Annotated in this window: 27 protein-coding genes and 1 pseudogene; 16 read left to right on the top strand and 12 right to left on the bottom strand. The window is 30.4% G+C overall.

Going from position 1 to position 19925, the window contains the following annotated elements; genetic code table 11:
• Positions 1-7 precede the first annotated feature (7 nt).
• On the bottom strand, positions 8-637 hold the full coding sequence (locus ACGH80_RS06220) for a TetR/AcrR family transcriptional regulator (protein WP_411630700.1): 630 nt from the start codon (positions 635-637) through the stop codon (positions 8-10).
• 178 nt (positions 638-815) lie between these two features.
• On the opposite strand from ACGH80_RS06220, the gene ACGH80_RS06215 reads away from it, so the two are divergent.
• The 6 genes from ACGH80_RS06215 to ACGH80_RS06190 all read left to right on the top strand — a co-directional run bounded on the left by ACGH80_RS06215 (position 816) and on the right by ACGH80_RS06190 (position 5727).
• Positions 816-2024 (top strand): Tm-1-like ATP-binding domain-containing protein, encoded by a 1209-nt coding sequence (locus ACGH80_RS06215; RefSeq protein ID WP_085164729.1) that lies wholly within the window; start codon positions 816-818, stop codon positions 2022-2024.
• A 16-nt stretch (positions 2025-2040) separates the two neighbouring features.
• Entirely contained in the window at positions 2041-2871 is an 831-nt protein-coding gene (locus ACGH80_RS06210) for a phosphoenolpyruvate hydrolase family protein (RefSeq protein ID WP_085164731.1), read from the top strand.
• A 404-nt stretch (positions 2872-3275) separates the two neighbouring features.
• Entirely contained in the window at positions 3276-4013 is a 738-nt protein-coding gene (locus ACGH80_RS06205) for a hypothetical protein (RefSeq protein WP_411630699.1), read from the top strand.
• 445 nt (positions 4014-4458) lie between these two features.
• Positions 4459-4968, top strand: coding sequence for a hypothetical protein (locus ACGH80_RS06200; protein ID WP_296302540.1), 510 nt, complete (start codon positions 4459-4461; stop codon positions 4966-4968).
• A gap of 63 nt (positions 4969-5031) precedes the next feature.
• Entirely contained in the window at positions 5032-5433 is a 402-nt protein-coding gene (locus ACGH80_RS06195) for a hypothetical protein (RefSeq protein WP_411630698.1), read from the top strand.
• Positions 5434-5442: 9 nt separating this feature from the next.
• Entirely contained in the window at positions 5443-5727 is a 285-nt protein-coding gene (locus tag ACGH80_RS06190; protein WP_065589784.1) for a hypothetical protein, read from the top strand.
• Between the two features lie 139 nt (positions 5728-5866).
• Here the strand turns inward: ACGH80_RS06190 and ACGH80_RS06185 are convergent, their stop codons facing one another.
• Both ACGH80_RS06185 and ACGH80_RS06180 read right to left on the bottom strand, forming a co-directional pair.
• Positions 5867-6757: a DUF4261 domain-containing protein gene (locus tag ACGH80_RS06185; protein ID WP_411630697.1), complete on the bottom strand. Its 891-nt coding sequence runs from the start codon at positions 6755-6757 to the stop codon at positions 5867-5869.
• Positions 6758-6849: 92 nt separating this feature from the next.
• A complete protein-coding gene (locus ACGH80_RS06180; protein WP_411630696.1) occupies positions 6850-7731 on the bottom strand; it encodes a DUF4261 domain-containing protein in 882 nt (293 codons plus the stop codon).
• A gap of 178 nt (positions 7732-7909) precedes the next feature.
• Between ACGH80_RS06180 and ACGH80_RS06175 the strand changes: the two are divergent.
• From ACGH80_RS06175 to ACGH80_RS06155, 5 genes and pseudogenes are all read left to right on the top strand, one after another.
• Positions 7910-8299 (top strand): annotated as a pseudogene (locus ACGH80_RS06175) (DoxX family protein).
• 194 nt (positions 8300-8493) lie between these two features.
• Positions 8494-8712, top strand: a complete 219-nt coding sequence (locus tag ACGH80_RS06170) for a hypothetical protein (RefSeq protein ID WP_065589781.1) — start codon at positions 8494-8496, stop codon at positions 8710-8712.
• 151 nt (positions 8713-8863) lie between these two features.
• On the top strand, positions 8864-9220 hold the full coding sequence (locus tag ACGH80_RS06165) for a hypothetical protein (RefSeq protein ID WP_065589780.1): 357 nt from the start codon (positions 8864-8866) through the stop codon (positions 9218-9220).
• Between the two features lie 22 nt (positions 9221-9242).
• Positions 9243-9470, top strand: a complete 228-nt coding sequence (locus ACGH80_RS06160) for a hypothetical protein (protein ID WP_065589828.1) — start codon at positions 9243-9245, stop codon at positions 9468-9470.
• Between the two features lie 222 nt (positions 9471-9692).
• Positions 9693-10025 (top strand): hypothetical protein, encoded by a 333-nt coding sequence (locus ACGH80_RS06155; RefSeq protein WP_085164743.1) that lies wholly within the window; start codon positions 9693-9695, stop codon positions 10023-10025.
• Positions 10026-10043: 18 nt separating this feature from the next.
• On the opposite strand, the gene ACGH80_RS06150 is transcribed toward ACGH80_RS06155, so the two are convergent.
• From ACGH80_RS06150 to ACGH80_RS06115, 8 genes are all read right to left on the bottom strand, one after another.
• The gene (locus ACGH80_RS06150; protein ID WP_174795983.1) at positions 10044-10661 is read right to left on the bottom strand and encodes a hypothetical protein; all 618 of its coding nucleotides are present in this window, start codon (positions 10659-10661) and stop codon (positions 10044-10046) included.
• A gap of 174 nt (positions 10662-10835) precedes the next feature.
• On the bottom strand, positions 10836-11195 hold the full coding sequence (locus ACGH80_RS06145; RefSeq protein WP_085164747.1) for a hypothetical protein: 360 nt from the start codon (positions 11193-11195) through the stop codon (positions 10836-10838).
• Positions 11196-11367: 172 nt separating this feature from the next.
• Positions 11368-12489 (bottom strand): hypothetical protein, encoded by a 1122-nt coding sequence (locus ACGH80_RS06140; RefSeq protein ID WP_411592341.1) that lies wholly within the window; start codon positions 12487-12489, stop codon positions 11368-11370.
• A 63-nt stretch (positions 12490-12552) separates the two neighbouring features.
• Positions 12553-12945, bottom strand: coding sequence for a DUF2750 domain-containing protein (locus ACGH80_RS06135; RefSeq protein ID WP_085164754.1), 393 nt, complete (start codon positions 12943-12945; stop codon positions 12553-12555).
• Between the two features lie 278 nt (positions 12946-13223).
• Positions 13224-14105 carry a hypothetical protein gene (locus ACGH80_RS06130; protein WP_411630695.1) on the bottom strand — a complete coding sequence of 294 codons (882 nt, stop codon included), beginning with the start codon at positions 14103-14105 and terminating at the stop codon, positions 13224-13226.
• A gap of 127 nt (positions 14106-14232) precedes the next feature.
• On the bottom strand, positions 14233-14544 hold the full coding sequence (locus ACGH80_RS06125) for a hypothetical protein (protein ID WP_411630694.1): 312 nt from the start codon (positions 14542-14544) through the stop codon (positions 14233-14235).
• 147 nt (positions 14545-14691) lie between these two features.
• The gene (locus ACGH80_RS06120) at positions 14692-15285 is read right to left on the bottom strand and encodes a hypothetical protein (RefSeq protein ID WP_411630693.1); all 594 of its coding nucleotides are present in this window, start codon (positions 15283-15285) and stop codon (positions 14692-14694) included.
• A 183-nt stretch (positions 15286-15468) separates the two neighbouring features.
• Positions 15469-15921, bottom strand: coding sequence for a hypothetical protein (locus ACGH80_RS06115; protein WP_411630692.1), 453 nt, complete (start codon positions 15919-15921; stop codon positions 15469-15471).
• A gap of 131 nt (positions 15922-16052) precedes the next feature.
• On the opposite strand from ACGH80_RS06115, the gene ACGH80_RS06110 reads away from it, so the two are divergent.
• The 3 genes from ACGH80_RS06110 (at position 16053) to comJ (ending at position 17872) form a co-directional block, all read left to right on the top strand.
• Positions 16053-16553, top strand: coding sequence for a CPCC family cysteine-rich protein (locus ACGH80_RS06110; RefSeq protein ID WP_065589974.1), 501 nt, complete (start codon positions 16053-16055; stop codon positions 16551-16553).
• A gap of 78 nt (positions 16554-16631) precedes the next feature.
• Positions 16632-17066: a hypothetical protein gene (locus tag ACGH80_RS06105; protein ID WP_085164770.1), complete on the top strand. Its 435-nt coding sequence runs from the start codon at positions 16632-16634 to the stop codon at positions 17064-17066.
• Between the two features lie 323 nt (positions 17067-17389).
• A complete protein-coding gene (comJ, locus tag ACGH80_RS06100) occupies positions 17390-17872 on the top strand; it encodes a competence protein ComJ (protein WP_085164772.1) in 483 nt (160 codons plus the stop codon).
• 383 nt (positions 17873-18255) lie between these two features.
• Here comJ and ACGH80_RS06095 read toward each other — a convergent pair whose 3' ends face one another.
• Positions 18256-18864: a riboflavin synthase subunit alpha gene (locus tag ACGH80_RS06095; protein ID WP_174798153.1), complete on the bottom strand. Its 609-nt coding sequence runs from the start codon at positions 18862-18864 to the stop codon at positions 18256-18258.
• A 165-nt stretch (positions 18865-19029) separates the two neighbouring features.
• On the opposite strand from ACGH80_RS06095, the gene crcB reads away from it, so the two are divergent.
• Positions 19030-19407, top strand: a complete 378-nt coding sequence (gene crcB / locus ACGH80_RS06090; protein ID WP_085164775.1) for a fluoride efflux transporter CrcB — start codon at positions 19030-19032, stop codon at positions 19405-19407.
• Positions 19408-19513: 106 nt separating this feature from the next.
• On the top strand, positions 19514-19912 hold the full coding sequence (locus ACGH80_RS06085) for a cell division inhibitor SulA (RefSeq protein WP_065589978.1): 399 nt from the start codon (positions 19514-19516) through the stop codon (positions 19910-19912).
• Positions 19913-19925: the final 13 nt, after the last annotated feature.

Below are 19925 nucleotides of genomic sequence, written 5' to 3'. Positions count from 1 at the left end.
GCTCCAATCAAATTTTCGATGCTTCTTGTTTGGCTTGATGAATGATGGCTTTAGCTATCCATTGCGATAGTGATATTACATTTTGATCATCAAGTCCCCAGATATCCTTGAGTACCATAAATATTTCAGAACCGTAAATAATTGAAATAGCATAAACTACTTTATCATAAAGCTCATTTGGTAGTTCAGCTTTGAGTGGGGATAATATTGTTGTAAGAGTTTCTTTACGATTACCTCGTACCAATTTTTCGGTTTGTGGTGATAATGATGACCGTTCTGTTGCCCACTGTTGTAATGAAACCCTTAATGCTGCACGTAGCGCCCCTTCATGCTTTAGCATTTGAGGAAAAGCAAAAGCTAAAAAATCATTAATACGTTCTTCTGCATTTTGTTTTTTTGATTGCCAACTAAAAATAGGTTCTAATGAACTTTCTACCACAGCTGTAATTAGAGCACTTTGTGTTGGAAAATAGCGGTATGCTGTTGCTCTAGATATACCCGATTTATCAGCAAGTTCAGTTATGGTAAGCTCACAGCCTTGTTCTAATGCTTCTAATGCAATATTAATTAAACGCTCATAAGTCCGTTTTTTTAAGCCAACATATGTTGGGTGCGATACTAAAGTTTTCTGAGTCATTAGGAATATATTTAATTTATCGTAATTTTAAATATGATACTGCATTTTAATAAATTAGTTAAAATTTATCATTTCCTAAAAAATGAGACTTAAATCTCATTTTTGATATATAATGTATGACAATTAATCACCCTTTTGTTACAAATATTTACCTAATTAACTCATTTAGGAGTAATAAATGGCATCAACTAGTACAATTTATTTGGTTACTACATTAGACACCAAAGGGCAAGAAATCGTTTATATTAAAAATATTCTTGATTTAAAAAATCTCAACTGCAAAATTATTGATGTTTCTACACAATCTCATCAATTTAATCATTTAGCAACTATCACAGCAGAAACCGTCGCTAGTTACCATCCAGACGGTAAACAGGCTGTTTTTTGTGGCGATAGAGGTAAAGCAATTGTTGCAATGGCCGAAGCTTTCAAATTGTTTCTGATGACTCAAAACGATGTAGAAGCCATACTAGGTTTAGGTGGTTCGGGAGGAACTGCATTAATTACTCCAGCCATGCAATCATTAGCTGTAGGAATTCCTAAACTAATGGTATCAACAATGGCATCTGGTGATATTTCTGGTTATATCGGTGCAAGTGATATTGCAATGATGTATTCAGTTACTGATATTGCTGGAATTAATGTCATATCTAGGAAAGTTTTAACCAATGCAGCTAATTTTATTGCTGGCTCAATTCTATTTAAAACCCAAGATACGATTGAAGATAAGCCTGCAATTGGTTTAACTATGTTTGGTGTCACAACTAAATGTGTTCAATCTGTATCAACTAAATTAAACGGGCAATATGATTGTTTGGTTTTTCATGCAACAGGCAGTGGTGGCAAAGCAATGGAAAAACTAGCTGATAGCCATTTATTGCACGGTGTGCTTGATATTACAACAACGGAAGTATGTGATTATTTATTTGGCGGTGTTTTAGCCTGCGATGAAGATCGTTTTGGTGCCATTGCAAGAAGCCAAGTACCTTATATTGGATCGTGTGGTGCACTTGATATGGTAAATTTTGCAAGCCCTGATACTATTCCTCAAAAATATCAAGATCGCCTATTTTATCCACATAATCCACAAGTGACATTAATGCGAACAACGCCAGAAGAAAATCAAAAAATGGCTAATTGGATAGCAAATAAACTTAATCAATGCCAAGGTTATGTCACTTTTATTATTCCTGAAGGTGGTTTTTCTGCTTTAGATATTGAAGGTGGTGCTTTTTGGTCACCAAAAGCAAATCAAGCATTTATTGATGAATTTGAAAAAACCTTTATTCAAACTCAAAAAAGAAAGTTAATAAAAACCCCTTATCATATAAACTCACCGCAGTTTTGTGATCTTATCATCAATGAATTTACAAAAATAATGAAATAAATATTTGGAGAATATTATGGGTAGTCAACGCACTCAATTGTTAAAAAAATTCCACGACATGATAGCTAAAGGTCAACCAATTATTGGTGGTGGAGCTGGTACAGGATTATCAGCAAAATGTGAAGAAGCTGGTGGTATCGATCTTATTGTTATCTATAATTCAGGGCGTTACCGTATGGCAGGTAGAGGTTCATTAGCAGGATTACTTGCTTATGGCAATGCTAACGAAATTGTAATGGATATGGCTAAAGAAGTATTACCAGTAGTTAAAAATACGCCAGTACTAGCGGGTGTAAATGGCACAGATCCATTTTGTCAATTTGACCAATTTTTAGATAAATTAAAAGAAACGGGATTTGCTGGCGTGCAAAACTTTCCAACTGTTGGACTCATTGATGGCAACTTCAGAGCAAACCTAGAAGAAACAGGAATGGGATACGCTTTAGAAGTCGAAATGATCCGCAAAGCACATGAAAAAGATCTACTTACAACACCTTATGTATTTAGTGAACAAAATGCGATCGATATGGCTAAAGCGGGTGCAGATATTTTAGTACCTCATATGGGACTAACGACGGGGGGGAGTATTGGTGCAGAAACAGCATTAAAACTAGCTGACTGTGTGCTACTAATCAATCAATGGGCAAAAGCGGCTAAAGCAATTCGCCCAGACATTATTATTTTATGTCATGGTGGTCCTATTGCTACCCCTGAAGATGCTGAATATATTTTAAAAAATTGCCCTGAATGTAATGGATTTTATGGAGCAAGTTCAATGGAACGTTTACCAACAGAAATTGCACTAAAACAAACGACAGAAAGATTTAAATCAATTCAACGACACTAACAATAATATAAGCAATAACAGCGCAACTAATGTATCGCGCTGTTATTTTTTTAAGAGAAGTGAAATTCGTTAAACTTTATTCTGATCGAAACATTATATTATTAATATCTACGCATATTTGTTATATGGCAATTTAAATTTAACAGAAACCCTAATCCCATGTAAAAATATGCATAAAAGCTTTAACAAAACAGTAAATAGCAAAACCACCAACCACTTTCAAAATTATCTTCGATTTGAAATAATTGTTTAATAATACTATTTTAAATAATAAAAAATGAGATTAGTCTAACAATTCCTTCTCAGAAAGATTAAAATTGATAAATATTATTGATAAACTGGCAAATATTTTTACCAGTTTAGGCTTAAATTAATCGCAAAGTAATAGTACTAAGCAGGAACAGATGAACACTCCCCCAAAATGGTTAAGGTTGTTAATTGATGAGAATTGCTCATTTGAACGACTATTAGCCAAACTTACGAAAGCCTTTAACTGTACATTTACTTATAAAAATGATAGTGGTATTGCTAAAGCTAAGTTAGATGATTTTACTATAATAATTCATGACAAAATTGATCGTACTTTTGACATCGTCCTTAATCCATCTTATATTCTTACATTCATGATTACAGAGGATAAATCTCCTAATTACCACGTTGAAAAGCATATTCAAACAACCTTAATCAATCATAGTATTATCTATCAACACTCACAAGCCAAAGATCATGCCTATCCCATTGAACTTCCTTTTTGGCAAGCCCCCAACGATGACATTGCCATAAATTCCAAAGGCGATACGTTAACCGCCTATTGTAAAATATGGTATAAACCTGCCAAGTATTCTAAATTTACGGGTATATTTCAGTTTTCTAATGTTTGGGCAATGCGTTTTGAACGAAACAAACAGCTTGCTTACTATAGCCATTGTGATGGTGATGATTTTAATACTTGTTATTGGATTATTCCAGAATCATCATGGCTTGAACAATTAAAAAATGAACGACAATCCCATTTTCCTGATTGGCAACATTATGATCGCGGTGACTATTGGCATTACATTATTCAAAGTGATTCATTCTACGTAGAAATCATCGCTAAACAGATCAAAATATCAAAAAAGCAATTAAAAGGTATTTTTTAAGATAAAATGGCAATATATAAAGGTCAAATCATAACTTGATATTCAATATACTATGAATCATCTAAATTTTTTTATAAACAACTTTATAAAGAAAGATAAAAAACAACGATATCACTTTCTCATTAATGGAAAGAGGCAGAAATTTACCAATAATATCAAATATCTTGATAAACATTTGAATCACCATTGTATAAGAATTGATAACAATGCTTTTGAAAAATTTACTCAAATTATAAAACACTATACCATTAAATCAGGATATTATTATGATGCCTATACCAATGGGATGGAAATATCAACCCATTGTCTAGATAATATTCATGATGATAGCCTACTTATCTGCCCTGATAACAATATTGCATTTTATTTTCATCATGATAATTGGATATGGTTTTGCCAAATAAAACCTTAAGCAGCATTATAGATAAAACAGGTAACCCAAAATATGCACTCATTCAATGATATAAATCAACTTTTAATCGACTGCATTAATCTACAGGATAATTTATTAAATAAACTCTATTTATTAGCTAATCAGCCTAAAGCCGTTGAATTAATTAAAACACATTTAACCCAAAAGTTTGATCCCTTGTTATTACACTTGATCAAACAATTTCCAGAAGCAATCAAAATAAGCTTATTACCTGAAATTATCAACATTATGCAATATTTAGATGGCAATACAAAATTATGCCAAGAGATTATTTTAAGTATCAATACACAGTGGCTAGAAAAACATCTTTGGAATTATATTATACCTATTTTAGGGCAACAGAATTATGAAACATTTGGTATATTGATGTATTTATTCAATTCATTTAGCCAGAAGTTATCAAAAAAATTGGCTATTTTAGCTTTACAAAGTGACGATAAAGATGTGCAAGAAATCGGTGAGTTTTATTTATCAAATAATAGATGCCTTTTGGATGATGCTCGAAGTAGCTTGATATGCTGATTACAACAGAATCGTTAAAATCATTTTTTAAGTTAATTGTACAAAGTAAAAAAAAGATTAATCATGCAGGGGTTTTTTGATAGATTAATGCTTGGTGAACTAAAGGATGTAATGATCGCTGGCTATATTGATTATGCTACCCTACCGATTTTTCACCCATTTTATGACAGATTATATTTTATTATTGATGAAGTTATTTTTGAGTTATATCTCAGTGAAGCAGGTATTATACAATATAATGAATTAACAGAAATTAAAGCATGGTTAACTTTAGATGATGATGACCATTTTTCATTGATGTCAATTTATTCACAATTATTCAAAACTGAGCAGGCTGTAATTATCACCGATATAACATACTCATCAATACCCTTCTCCTCAATGAGTATAAGTTACGTCAATGGTCAAGACTGCGGTAATTTACTTTTTGACCCAAATCATTTTTTTGGTTTTACATTTTTATAAAGGTTATAAATGTTAGATATTATTGATTTTATTGAATCATCATATAAAGATAATTCAGAGTTAAAACACAAACTAGAATTAGTCAAAAAATTAATTACCTACTTGTCTGAACATGATATTGACAGAACTGTTGGTGAGATTATACCTATCTTGGGCTGTAATACAGGTTATAGTGAATATCGAATCATTAATGACTGTGAATCGGATAACCCTTCACTGTGGTCTGAGTACCAATATAATGGCGAAAAGGTAAGGCTGAATTCTGGCGATATTGTACTCACAATGAAAAAATAAATTTTTGATAATGGGTTAGCACTATCAATAAGTAAATTAAGCAATAAATTAAGTGATAAAATGAATATAAAAAAATAAACGCACTATTTAAAAATAGACGTTTATTTTATTAGATTAATTTTGCTGGCAAGTTAAGTATTTATGCAGTTGCATTATTGCTATTTATTTCAACCACCAAAACATGACCTTGATCTTTCAAAAAGTATTCATCATCTTGTGGAGCGCGTAATGACATCATTTTATCATCACCCACCTCCATGGTATCGCCTGGCCTCATTGTTGCACCGCTATCACGCAAATACTGTAGGATATTGCCAAACATTTCAAAATAATATTCCCCCTCATCATGGCTATTGGCTAATACAGCAAAATCAGGCAAGCCAAAAATATCCGCACCATAAGTACGCATCCATACCCCTTTAACACCCTCTACCTCATATTTCACAAATCCACAAAAGAACGAGGGTAAGCAATAGCGTAAACTATCAATTCCATCTTTATCTGTAACCAATTTGCGAATAGTATTTATCGGTAGCGAAGTATGTCCATTTCCGTTAATCACAGCTAAAGCATTAAACTCCTCCAAACCAGCTGCTAAACGGGTTAAAGCAAGGTATTGCTCAAGTACATCTTGCTCATACCCAACATAATATAAAATTAAATGGCTATCATTATTGCGAATTTGCGCTTTGATATCCTGATTATAATGTGCAGGTGCAACACAAGTTTCTAATACCTCTGCAGGATATGGAGCATTGATACCGAATAGCTTAATCACGTGTTTTCCCCAACCAACTAAGATATAGCATCCATCATCTAACTGCCCCAATGGCTGTTGGCATTGGATATCTTTCATAGAAGAATCTATATTACGTAATTTATTTAATAAATTATTTTCATCAAAACAAAATTGTCCTTTAAAAACGACTCCTAATGCTAACGGTTCTTTAATCTCTGGATTTTCAACCAGATTCCCGCTTGCTTGTTGTTGCTGTGCTTTTTTGCCAAATAGGCGTGAAAAAATATTCATTTACTATTCCTTAATATTAAGTTTTTCTAAAATCTATTATTATCAATAAGGATATTAACCATTATATTAATAAATCTGATTTATACTAAAGATTACTCAACAAAGTATTCCATCACCAATACCGTTCCACCATTTTGTAAAAAAGATTCTTGTACTAATGGATTACGCAATAACATTTTTTTGCCCTCAGTATCTTCAGTAGTATGACCTGCACGTATCATTGCCCCACTATCCCGCAAAGAAAGCAATAAAATATTGAACATGTTCATATACTTTTCTCCATCTTCATAACTATTAGCTAATATAGCAAAATCAGGAAAACCAAAAGCATCGGCACCATAAGTACGCATCCATACGCCATCAAAATGGTCAACATTAAATTCCTCAAATCCAATAAAAAATAAAGGTAAACAATTACGTAACAAATAAACGCCTTTTTGTTCGGTTGCCAGTGCACTGGCAACATGAGTTGCTAAAATTTGATGAGCTTTTGCATTAATAAGAGCGCACATATCACTATGTTCAAATCCAACAGCAAACTGTGTTAGAGCAACATATTGTTCAACTAAATCCTCTTCAAAGCCAACATAGTACAACATTATATGGCTTTGATGATGATAAACTTGTTGTCTAAAATCTTGCCTTTTTTGACTACTTTCAATACAAGGTTCTAAAATTTCGGCAGAACAAGGGGAATTAAAGCCAACGATTTTAATAATGTGCTTACCAAAGACTGCATGTATATCAGCTTCATCAGCTATTTGCTCAATTGATGATTGCAAACTAATATTTTTCATTGATGAATCAATTTTGCGTAATGTTTTTAATAATTTATGTTGATTAAAAGAGAGTTTGCCATTGAATAGAACGATCAAAGATAAAGGATTTTCAATAGAAGAATTTGGCACAAAGATGTCATCTGATTGCTGGATTTCATTATCACCACGCCTAAACAAGCGAGCAAATAACCCCATTTTATATTCCTTATTAAATTCATCTTCTATTACCTAAATAGCACAAGCCTAATTGGGTACGGTTTTGTATACATTATATTTATATTGTAGAGTATTTAAAATACCAAACGATCAATTTTTTAACAAACATATCTTGGATGATTTTTAAGCTCATCGACTAAAACATCGATTAAACAACATTGCATCACTTTTATTACGTATAGCGTTAGGTATTATGTTTTTGGCGCATGGGTTAACTAAACTTCTTGTTTTAACCCCCTCTGGTACAGCTCAATACTTTGAATCTATTGGATTTACAGGATTTGTTGGTTATTTAACAATTGCTTTTGAAATTGCTGGTGGCGCTTTATTACTTTTAGGAATTCTAACTCGTATAATCAGCTCACTCACTGTTATTCAGATGATTGTTATAAGTTTTATTCATTCAACAAATGGCTGATCATTTAGCAATACAGGTGGAGGTTGGGAATATCCTGCTTTTATGGCTTTGAGTGCATTTAGTCTTGTATTATTGGGGACTGGAAAAATTAGCGTATTACCTCAAAGATATCATTCATTAACAAAATAATATGATCCTTCTATTGAATTGAACTCTCTAAACAATAACTTCCAGTACAAATAAAAAATATAGAAATTGCTCGTATTGTTTACAGTAATTTGAGAAAATATTATAAACAATACAAGCAGTTCCCATAAATTATTGTTTATAACATTTTTATTATTAGCATGAAAAGTACAAAGAAGAATTACAGGTGAAATAGTATGAAAGAATATAGTTGGGTTTGGGTTTTTAAGAGAGACAATATTTCAATGGTATCTGCGGTGTTTTCGTCCCTTGAAAAAGCAGATAACTGGGTAAAGCTTAACAAATTAACAGGCGTTTTGACTAAAATGCCGATAGATATTGGTGGTTATGATTGGTGTATACAAAATAGTGCACAAATGCTTGAGCACTATCATTACCAAGAAGGTATTAGATAAAGTTATATTAAATTGTTAGGTTTGTTTAAACTCACTTTATTAGTAATAGCAAAATTTTATAAATACTATAATTGACATAAATCTTACCAAGAAAAATGATATTTAAGAAAATCAGAATATTAATAATATGATAAATAATGAAATAAAATTCTTGGCAACAAATATTAACTGTTATACCGAAGATCAAGTATTAATTATTGGTATCAGCAACGATCTAATATTTCCCAACAATTACTTAATATTATCTAGATTTGATGAAGATGAAGGTGATGTAGATGAATCAATAGGTATTCAAACTCATCTAACCGAAATCGAAGTAGCTAAAGCAGTTAAAAGTATCGTTTTGAAAAAAAATACACTTACCATAGAGATAAATAAACATAAAACCGAGCAAATACAGGCTAAAAAAATTATTATTGAATTTAATGAACTAGATAACACGTTGTTAATTAAATATATTAACGATATTTTCTCAGATAGTTCAGCAACTGTAATTATTAATGTATAAAAGAAGAAAAAAGAAAAATAACATGCTTTATCAACAAGAATTTATAGCTTGTATCACACAAAAAATATCTGAAAAACAAGACCTGTTAGACATTAGAAAATCACTTGTTTATTTTAAAAACAAAGGCATGTCCAAAAATTGTATGTATGTGTGCTTGCAAAACTTAACATATCCTAATAGTGAAGATATTATTTTAGAATTAATGGATTTTGTAACAGGTTTTTGTCATTCTGATTTGGCTGTATACTAACATCAAAAAGAATAGATGTAGCAATTATCAAGATATAAGTATTTACATCAAATCACCCACATTGCATAAAATGATACAAGTGCGTATGTAAATGTAATAAGCTATTCTTCTTCTGATTTAAATAAAGAAATATTTTCTATGAATCGGTTTATTAGAATTCGGAGACAGAATCAACCTTACCCTTTAAATAACAAATTCACAAAATCTAGGATGGGATCCTTAATGAAATTTATTTATAGAAATGATAAAACAAAATCGCTTCATTGGGAATTTTGTGAGAAAAATAAAGCTCCTTTTATAGAGTTAAGTATTATTAATCATAAATTCACTAATATCTTTTATGATATAAGCAATTATCATATCTCTTTAGAAGAAATTTCTGATGATATAAAAAAATTATATTTAGCTTACATCGAATTTTGTATGCTTTCCGATCCTATAATTGAAGATTCGTATAACCAATACTATTTTTTTAATTTAATCGTAAAAAGTGAGCATGCTAATTTTTTAGCAGAAAAATTATATGATTATCTTTTATTTAGATTAAGCAATTAAGTTAGAATATTTCCACTATTAGTCAGGTTTAATTAAATAGTAGTCAAAACAGTTAGGGCAATATTTTTCTAGCCAATTTTTGGCTCTTGCACTAATAAAACAGCCTAGTATTTCAATTCCCATAAAAAAATCAGAATCATCAAGTTCGTTGCCAACAAAAGTAATATATTCCGAAGGGTTTTGCATATCGATAAGTTTATTTTTGTTTAAATGAATTTGGCTTTCTATACTAGACAAGTAATAATCTGGCATATCCTGATTTAATTTTACATCATTAATGCCATCAAAAATTAAATCCACTGGTTCATATAGATCATCTAAATAATCAGTTATATCTTTATTCACATCCCATTTTGTCCAATCAAGATTAATAATTTTCTTTTTTTCTATTTCATACAAAAATTTAATGCCTTTTAATGAGGAATTTTCGATTAGTTCCTTTATTTCTTTTGTAAAAATAAAGTTATTACTTGAAAAATAAGCTTTTGGAGTAAAAGGTCCGGTACGTTCGATAGCAATAGACTGCTTATTTTCATCCCAAGGTGTTAACCCTGTCCAAAGTATATCGCCCCAGTCGCCCCAAGGGGCGGTTTTATTTTCAATTAAGAATAGGAAGCGCTGATCTTTTGATTTCATGATTATGTACCTTTACATTGATACCCAAATAAACGTGTTATGACACTAGAAATAACAGCCTATATTCCATAGATCACTTAAGCTTTTTGTCAGACAATTAATTTATTTTTTTATCAATGCTTATAGCGTTACAAAAACGGTTGCATAATTATTACATGCGCAGCTATATTTTTGTTAAAACATGGTCAAGCAAAAATCACTATCTATGAAACGATACTCTAGCCAGTTGCCAGATTTTTTACTGTATCCTTGTAATATAAAATTATTTTGTTCAAGCGATATTTTCTGAATATATTCAAAAAACTCTAATTCATGTTTGAATAACGTTTTCTGTTCAAAGCGATTATTCAAATGATTAACGATAAAAACATTTGCTTCAAAAAATGACCAATTAAAAATCGATAAACAAACATTAGTTATGTGTTGTTTTGTCTCTAATTGGTAAACTGATGCAAAATATATCTTAATTTTATGAGAAAATATTTTAGTATCCAAGATATTGCAATCAGCTGTTTCTATATGTTGTATATTCATTTTTTAGCAGCTTAGTTTGTTTTAAACAATAGATTGCTTTAAATCAACAATATTATCGTAAATATCTAAAGCGCTTATTACCTAATCATATAGAAGAATGTGATTGGTATAATATTACTTTATCTGGCGATATCATTGAGTCAATTAAGAAGATTTGCTTTTTTAACTTATCTTAATTTACTCTCAGTGACGGTTTATTAAGCTTTATAGTTAACTCTTTGATACATTCATTCGCCATTTTTTTGTATTTTATCGCATTTTCTTCAGAATAGTTTTCATCAACCATTTTTTCAAAATCGGCAAGTGTACCAAAAAATTCCATTGCTTGGATTGCAAATGCGCCATTAACCCAACAAGCAAAAATAATTTGCGAGTTATCTTCGCTAGTTTTACGATAAGCTATATTCTGTATTTGATCTATATCCAAATATATGCCACGACCAACAGATAAGTTTTCGGGTAATGATGTGATTTTGGTTGACTGTATATTTAAATGTTCACCAACAAATAAATTTTTAGGCAATGCTTGAATTTCTGTATTCGCTAGACTTAAATACCCGCCTACAGATAAATGTTCTGGTAATGTTTGGATTTTTGTATTTCTTAAATTTAAATAACCACTAACAGAAAATTTTTCGGGTAGTTGTTTGATGTTTGTATTTCTTAAATCTAAATCACCACCGACGGTTAAGCCTTCAGGTAATGATTGAATATTTGTATAGGCTAAATCTAGATCGCCACCAACAAATAAGTTTTCAGATAATTTGTTGATCTGACTATTGATTAAATATAAATCTCCACCAACCGACAAATTTCTTGGTAGTATTTCAATTTCTGAATTTTCTAGATTTAAATTACCACCAATAGATAGGTTATCAGGTAATTCTTTGAGCTCTGAAAAGACAAGATCTAAATCGCCACCAATTGATAAATTTTCTGGTAATGATTGAATGTCTGTATTTCCTAGATATAAATCACCGCCAATAGATAGATTGTTAGGCAGTTCTTTGATATGTGTAAACGATAAATATAAACTACCACCTACAGATAAATTGTCGGGTAATAATTGAATTGCTGAATCTGTTAAATCTAAATCACCGCTAACAGAAAAATTTTTAGGTAGTGCTGCAATTTTTGTATAAGCTAAAACCAAATCGCCGTTAATCAATAAATTATCGGGTAATACACAAATTCCTTTTTTTGTTAAATTTAAATTATTATTAACTATGATTTTATTATCGTTAATACAGTATTTTACGCCTTTTTTGTTTAATAACTCCAAAAACTTTTCCATTATATCTCGCATAAATAATAAAGGTTGTTATAATTTTATTCTTATTCTGATATTAATATAAAATTACATATAATTACTACATTCGTGTTCTAAATCAAGCAGTAAACTTTCAGCATCAACAACTGGGGTATTAGATAGACCTGGAACTGAGAAAATACCGACTTGAGTCCCTTTTGATGATAATTTAGGCAACAAATCATCCATTATATAATCAAGCGATAATGCTTTTGGTTTGTAATTCTCCCAACCATCTATAGCACAATTTGCAGCATATTCACGAGCTGGCCATAATATAAGAACTTCACTATTGTCACCATTTATGCCACTCAAGGCAAAACCATCATAATCCAAAACCCAAGCTTTTTCGTTATCAACAATTCTTTTTATAGAATAAATGTATCTCTCCTTGCTGCCTTTATTTGACATAGCTTCGATTTCTTTGGCTGATACTTTCATAATTAGTCCTCGTATTTTTTGCTTACGTTTGGTAAGCATAGGTAATAATAATTATCATGTCAATGTTGAAAATTTGTATAAATTAGAGTATTGAAATACAGTATATTGATATCCATGTTTTTTTATAACCTATTAAATTTTAAAATAAAATGAAAGAATAATTTGAAATGACTGTCCACTAAAATGAGGACAGTTCACATTATTTGGTAGTATTCGGCATTGTAGTCATTTTGCCGATCTTATTGGACTAATCAAGGTAGAGTGTTTTTTATTTTATCTTAATTTACTATCGGTAACGGTTTATTAAGCTTTGTACTCAGCTCTTTGATACATTCATTCGCCATTTTTTTGTATTTTATCGCATTTTCTTCAGAATAGTTTTCATCAACCATTTTTTCAAAATCGGCAAGTGTACCAAAAAATTCCATTGCTTGGATTGCAAATGCGCCATTAACCCAACAAGCAAAAATAATTTGCGAGTTATCTTCGCTAGTTTTACGATAAGCTATATTCTGTATTTGATCTATATCCAAATATATGCCACGACCAACAGATAAAGTTTCGGGTAATTCTTGAATTTCTGTCGATTCGATGTTTAAGTGACCATCAACGGATAAGTATTCAGGTAACCTAGTCATTTTGGTAAATTTCAAATCCAAATCACCTTTAATAGAAAAGTGTTCTGGTAATGCTTCTATTTCTGTAAATCCTAAGTATAAATTCCCACCAACTGATAAGTTTTCGGGTAGCATTTTGATGTTTGTCACTGTTAAATTGAGATCACCTTGGACAGATAGGTTTTCTGGTAGTGCTGTTATGTTTGTTTTTGCTAAATTTAGACTACCACTAATCGAAAAATTCTTAGGTAATGCTTTGATTTCCGTATTTGTTAAATATAAATAGCCACCAATAAGTATATTTTCAGGTAATTTTTTGATTTCTGTATTTGTTAAATCTAAATCACCACTAACAGAAAAATTTTTAGGTAGTGCTTCAATTCTTGTATAAGTTAAAATCAAATCTCCGTTAACAAACAAGTTTTCAGGTAATACTTTAATTCCTTTATTTCTTAGATTTAAATTACCATCAACTGTGATCGTATTGTCTTCAATGAGGTATTTTATACCTTGTTTATTTAGTAATTCTAAAAATTTTTTCATAATTTCTCTTTAGCGATAAAAACTGTTTTAAATAGACTACATTAATGTGGTTAACAACGGTAAATTTTACTACTACAGATTTTTGCTTAAAAACGGAAAGACCTTTTTTTGACCCTCCCATTTTGGATTAATCAAAAAAATCATCATTTTCAAGGTAATAAATAATAGCATCTAATAAATCTTTTTTTGTAGCATTAGGATGATGTTCAAGTTTATTATCGATAATGGCTTGAAATGTCGGATATTCTAACCATGCATCATATTTATCAGGTGAATCATCCATTTCATCAAATTCATCTTCCGTCTCTGCAATGTAATAATTGGCATTTTTAATGCAATTGATCTCATTTATAAATTCAGGTTCTACAAAAAAAGACCAAGGTTCATTCAAATTTTTATAAATACGGAACAAATTATCAATTCCTCTTAAAGTTTTCATTCATAATCTCCAATTATTATTTACAATAAATTGTATCTGGCTATTTTCTGCCATCATCACAACCATCGTCTTTATTTATTTCATTATTCCACTCTAAACTGACTTGCTCATCATAGCATGGTGGAATTTCTTTAGTTAGTTATTGGTTTATGTTGATTGCTCAAAAGTCATATATGTATTTTTATTTTCATCTAAAAATATATATAAATAGGATATATCATGGCTAATTTGGGTTATATCTAATTGACCTATAAAAATTAACGGTTTGTTATCTACGGTTGGCCAGTTTGGGGATTGAAGCCATTTAGGTCTATTTTTTAAGAATTTAAAATCTTTCTTAATTTCTAATTTTAACGCTCTTTCCAATTCAACTCCAACTTTATCCCGATGTTTATTCATGATTAAATTAAAGTATGGTTCAGTTAAATTTAACCAGCTTGGCTGAATTTTCATAAATAGATCATACTTTTTTTTATGTTCATTATTTAACGAGAAGTTAATATTTCTTTTAGCGAGAAACTTTGAAAGTAAATCTTTACTATCAAGTTCACCTGATGGCAATAAAATATCAATTTCAATAAGATATAAAAATGCGTTTTTATATCTGCTGGTATAGGGGGGAATTTGATGCTCTTCAGATAGAAGATCTTCAATATCCTTATTATAATAAAGTTCTTTTTGAAAATCCTGCGGAGAAAGCGAGCCTGCCAAATAGCTTTTTATAATATCGATAGAGTTCATTTTTTATTACCTTTTGGGTATCGCAACAGATCAAGGGCAACATTTCTTTTTTCATGTAACTCAATTTTAATTGATTAAATTTTGAGATCTTCTTTTGAAATGTTATCTCTATTTTTTCCTTATATAATCAATAATAATCATATATTAATTGATGATGATAAACAAATCACACATTATTCCAATTCAAAAAATGACGCCCTTTAATGTACTGGATATCACCGCAGGCGATAAGTCAGCTTGCTGATAAATTATAGTGCTTCCACTACAGAAGTGGATTTCAATTTGTTCTATATTATCTATATGGTTTACTGTATGCTCAGGCAATAGTTGGATAATATTAGCTGGTAATAAAGCATTAAAATTTGTTTTCATTATTCCATAAGTATCATGGATAGTGATACCACTAAATTTATGGTTATCTTCAGATAAATTAATGAGTTCATAGCCACTATGTTCTTTTTTATCAACACCTACTTCTATATCAAAAAGCCCGATTTTAGCCGTGTACAAAATGGCTGATTTCATTGTTTCTATTCGGCAATGTCGAAAAAAAGCATCTTTCGCTAAAGCAGAAAGGCACTTCAAAAAGCCACCATTGTTAATAATATCAATAAGATCAATATTTAATTTTCCCATATTTAACATTCTATCTTTTTATTGTCCCTGTTTTTCATTTATCATAAGCATAAAATAAAAAGCCAGATAGTAACAAAACTATATATCTGATAAATTAGACGATTTATCATTTCATTATTTACATTAACCCAATGAAAACACTCAGCCGAAAACTTGCTTTAACACTGTTAGCTATCGAAATGATTACACAATCCACAAAACAGGATATTGAAAATATACTCTTTGCAAATTATCTTGATAAAGAAGGCCAACCTTTAGCATATAACAATATTTATGATGATGCCATTGAGCAATTTTTATTAGGCTATTTTGTTGGCATTAAATTGAAAGGCTATTCTAATCAATATCTAAAACAATATATTAGTGCTTTATACCGTGAACCTATTACCATTATAGGGGACGAAGATATCTTGCATGCATGCCCTTGTTGCCATTATTTAACCTTAACTCATCAAGGACAATACGATGTTTGTCCATTATGCTATTGGGAAGATGACGGCACACAAAATAATGAACTAAACCATTATAGTGCAGTTAATCACTCAACATTAAGCAAATATAAAGCAATATTCGACAAACAAAAAGCTACGTTAACAAATATTCCGTATAAATTAGCTAATAGACATTTATAATACTTGCATCAAATCTAGGTTTGATTATGCAATAAATTAACCACGCTTTTGGAGATTAACATATAAAAGAGTGCTTAGATGACAAAAATATTAGCGTTATGGAATAAACAAACATTACCTATAAAAGACGGGATTTACTTTTCTACTGGTGAATCGATATCCCTTTCAACCCAGTTTTATCCCCAATTATTAATTAAAAAAGGGAAACCATTCAATCTTAATCTTTTTTTGGATAAAGATCCTGATAATATCACTAATATAGATATCACAAAAAAAATCACCATAACTAATGGTAATCAATGCTTTTTAGGTGAAGGAAGTTATGGTTCAGAAGGGTTTATTGCCTACTTAACGCCTAAAGATGATTTAAAATGGGTGATCTATTTCGAAACATCAAACCCATTCATTAATGCAACTGAATTGCCAAATCACTTTCTTATAGTGGAATCAAGTGCCGATTTCAAAATAGTGATTGAATTAAATAACCCAATAAATCTTATTTTAACTAAATAAGATTTATTATATTGTTTTTACCCATACAAATAACGCCAAATAACACATGAGGCTAAAATAAATGAGAAACCTGAAAAAGTAATATATGCTTTAACAAAGATATGGCATAATCACCCAATATTCAAAAATCCAAAAGAAAAATAGAAAACAAAAGCCTAGATGGCTTATTAATTTTTACAAAATGGTTAAACCACATAAAGCAATTTTAAGTAAATGCCTTATACATTATTATTTGCGAATTATTTTTATAATTTGATATTAACAATCTGGCAATTTCCTACATTTAATTTGATGATTTTATGGTATGTAAAGGAATATCTCTGATGGAGAAAAACAAACAACAGGTTGTAGATTTATTAATATCTCATAGTCAAATTTTAGTCAGATCTAGACCATACAGTGAAGAATTATCGCAATGGGGTAAACAAAATATTGCACAAGGTGCAGTTATTCATAAGGATTATGTCATTTTTGACCCATTACCTGATGATGTTTTCGGTGCAAACGTTTTTTTAACCTTATCAGATAGTTTTACAATGGATAACCAAACCCAACGATGCATTGTTGTTCCCTTTTACACACATCCCAAAAATACGATTGAGGTTGCCTCTGCCACAGAAAAATTTACTATTAACCTACAATTAGATGCACCATTATATTCACTGTATTATGAAATCTGCGAAGGTGATGAAGTTTTTTATAAATTTACCTTTATACCTGCACTTGTACCAATCACAGCTCACTACATTATTGATGACCAATGGGGTGGCAAAAAAGGAAAAATACTCCAATCGGGTAAAGTATAACCATCTTCAACCTAATTAACACTAATCAAAGCATAAAAATAAACCAACAAGAACTAAATTGTTTTTGTCTGTGGTGGAAATGTTAAAAATCTTGTCAAAAACTTTCAGGTAACTATATGTTTAAGTAAAAAAAGCATTTAAATATAAACAGTATTCAAGTATAAAATTAAATTTTGTTGGTATTAAATTGTCGATATACCTTAACTACTAATCAAAGGTCTCCAAACGTTATAAAAGATTATTACCTATTTTAATAAAACATTCAGGTAGACCATTGATTTCAGGTTAAACTAACGAAAATACTTAATTAAAATAAACCAGTTACTCGATAATAATCTAATAATATTTTTCTCAAATTAATCGAGAATCAAAATTAAATATTATCAATTTTTTGCTGCCAATACCCGTTCAACTGTATCAACAATGGCTTGAGTTTGGGAATCAATTTCGATATTAACTTTATCTCCGACTTTTTTAGCGTCTAACGTGGTAATAGCTAACGTTTCAGGGATTAAATGAATAGCAAAACGATCTTCTTTTACCTGCCCAATTGTTAGGCTTGCACCATCAATGCCAATAAAGCCCTTATATAATACATATTTCATAAATTCTTTCGGCAATTGTAACGTCATCTCACAATTTGTGGCAGTTTTTTGAATATCAACAATAGTTGCAGTGCAAGATATATGCCCTGACATCACATGACCACCAATTTCATCACCATATTTAGCGCTACGCTCAATATTCACAAAATCATCGATTTTTTTATCACCCAATGTCGTTAATGCAAGGGTTTCTTCCATAATATCAAACGACACGATATCTTTATCGACCCTCGTTACTGTTAAGCAACATCCATCATTGGCAATCGACGCCCCTATTTCAATTTTATTAGTTAATTGATGCGGTAATTTAACTTTATATGTTCTTAATTTATTTTGATCAACAATATCAATAATCTGACCAACGCCTTGAACAATGCCTGTAAACATAGATATACCTCAAATTTTCTTAATATTGAATATTCTATCTCAATCTGATTAGGATTTCCTATTTCTATTTTCTACTGGTATGATCGTTTTATATATTTTCCGATCACTTAGTATCTATAGCGATAACAAATTCATATTTCAAAGTATAGTCAAGGATATATCATTATGTTAAAACTGATTTTAGCCATTTCTGTCGGTTCAGTAGCGGGGGGATTAATGCGTTGGTTCTTATCACTTAAACTCAATGTTATTGCTTTTACTATTCCACTAGGTACATTGCTATCTAATTTAGTTGCTGGCTATATTATTGGCTTTGCAATTGCCTTTTTTAATCACTCTAACCTTTCTGCTGAATGGCGGTTATTGGTAATAACAGGTTTTTGTGGTGGCTTATCAACTTTTTCAAGCTTTTCTGCCGAGGTGGTTAACTTTTTACAAGACGGTCGAATATATTGGGGTTTAGCAACAATATTGATTCATGTAATTGGTTCAGTTTTAATGACATATTTAGGTATTTTATCGTATCAATATTTGCGTTCTTAAAATAACTCAATTAATAAATCACATAAAAAATAATCATAAATAGAGTTTACAACCTTAAAATACTGTATTAATATACACTGTATAGAAAAACAGTACAGAGGTTATTATGCTTATTGAACATTCTACACAACAACTTATGGCTATTAATTTTGAGTCCCCTTTTCAACAAGTATTACAACAACAACGCCCTTTATTAAAATCACTTAATAAAGCTAAAAAATGGCAATTATGGCTTTCTGACCGACCAATGTTAAAACGTTCATGGGTTAATACTGCAGGGTTAGATAAACACAAAGTGATTCATCTAGCAAATTTAAATAATGAAGACCTAGTATCAACCATTGAAAAAGTCTTACAATACAAAACCTGTAGCTATATAGTTGCTTGTATCAATAACCTTAATGAACAAGACAAAGCACGTTTACAAAAAGCCGTATCATTAAGTGATACTTGTCTACTTTTAGTACACGATGAGCAAAGTGAACAATCTATCCAATATCATTAAAAACAAACATATT

Source organism: Gilliamella sp. BG1 (genome assembly GCF_046635625.1).
Classification (GTDB): domain Bacteria; phylum Pseudomonadota; class Gammaproteobacteria; order Enterobacterales; family Orbaceae; genus Gilliamella; species Gilliamella bombi.
This window is presented reverse-complemented; position numbering and strand designations above follow the sequence as displayed.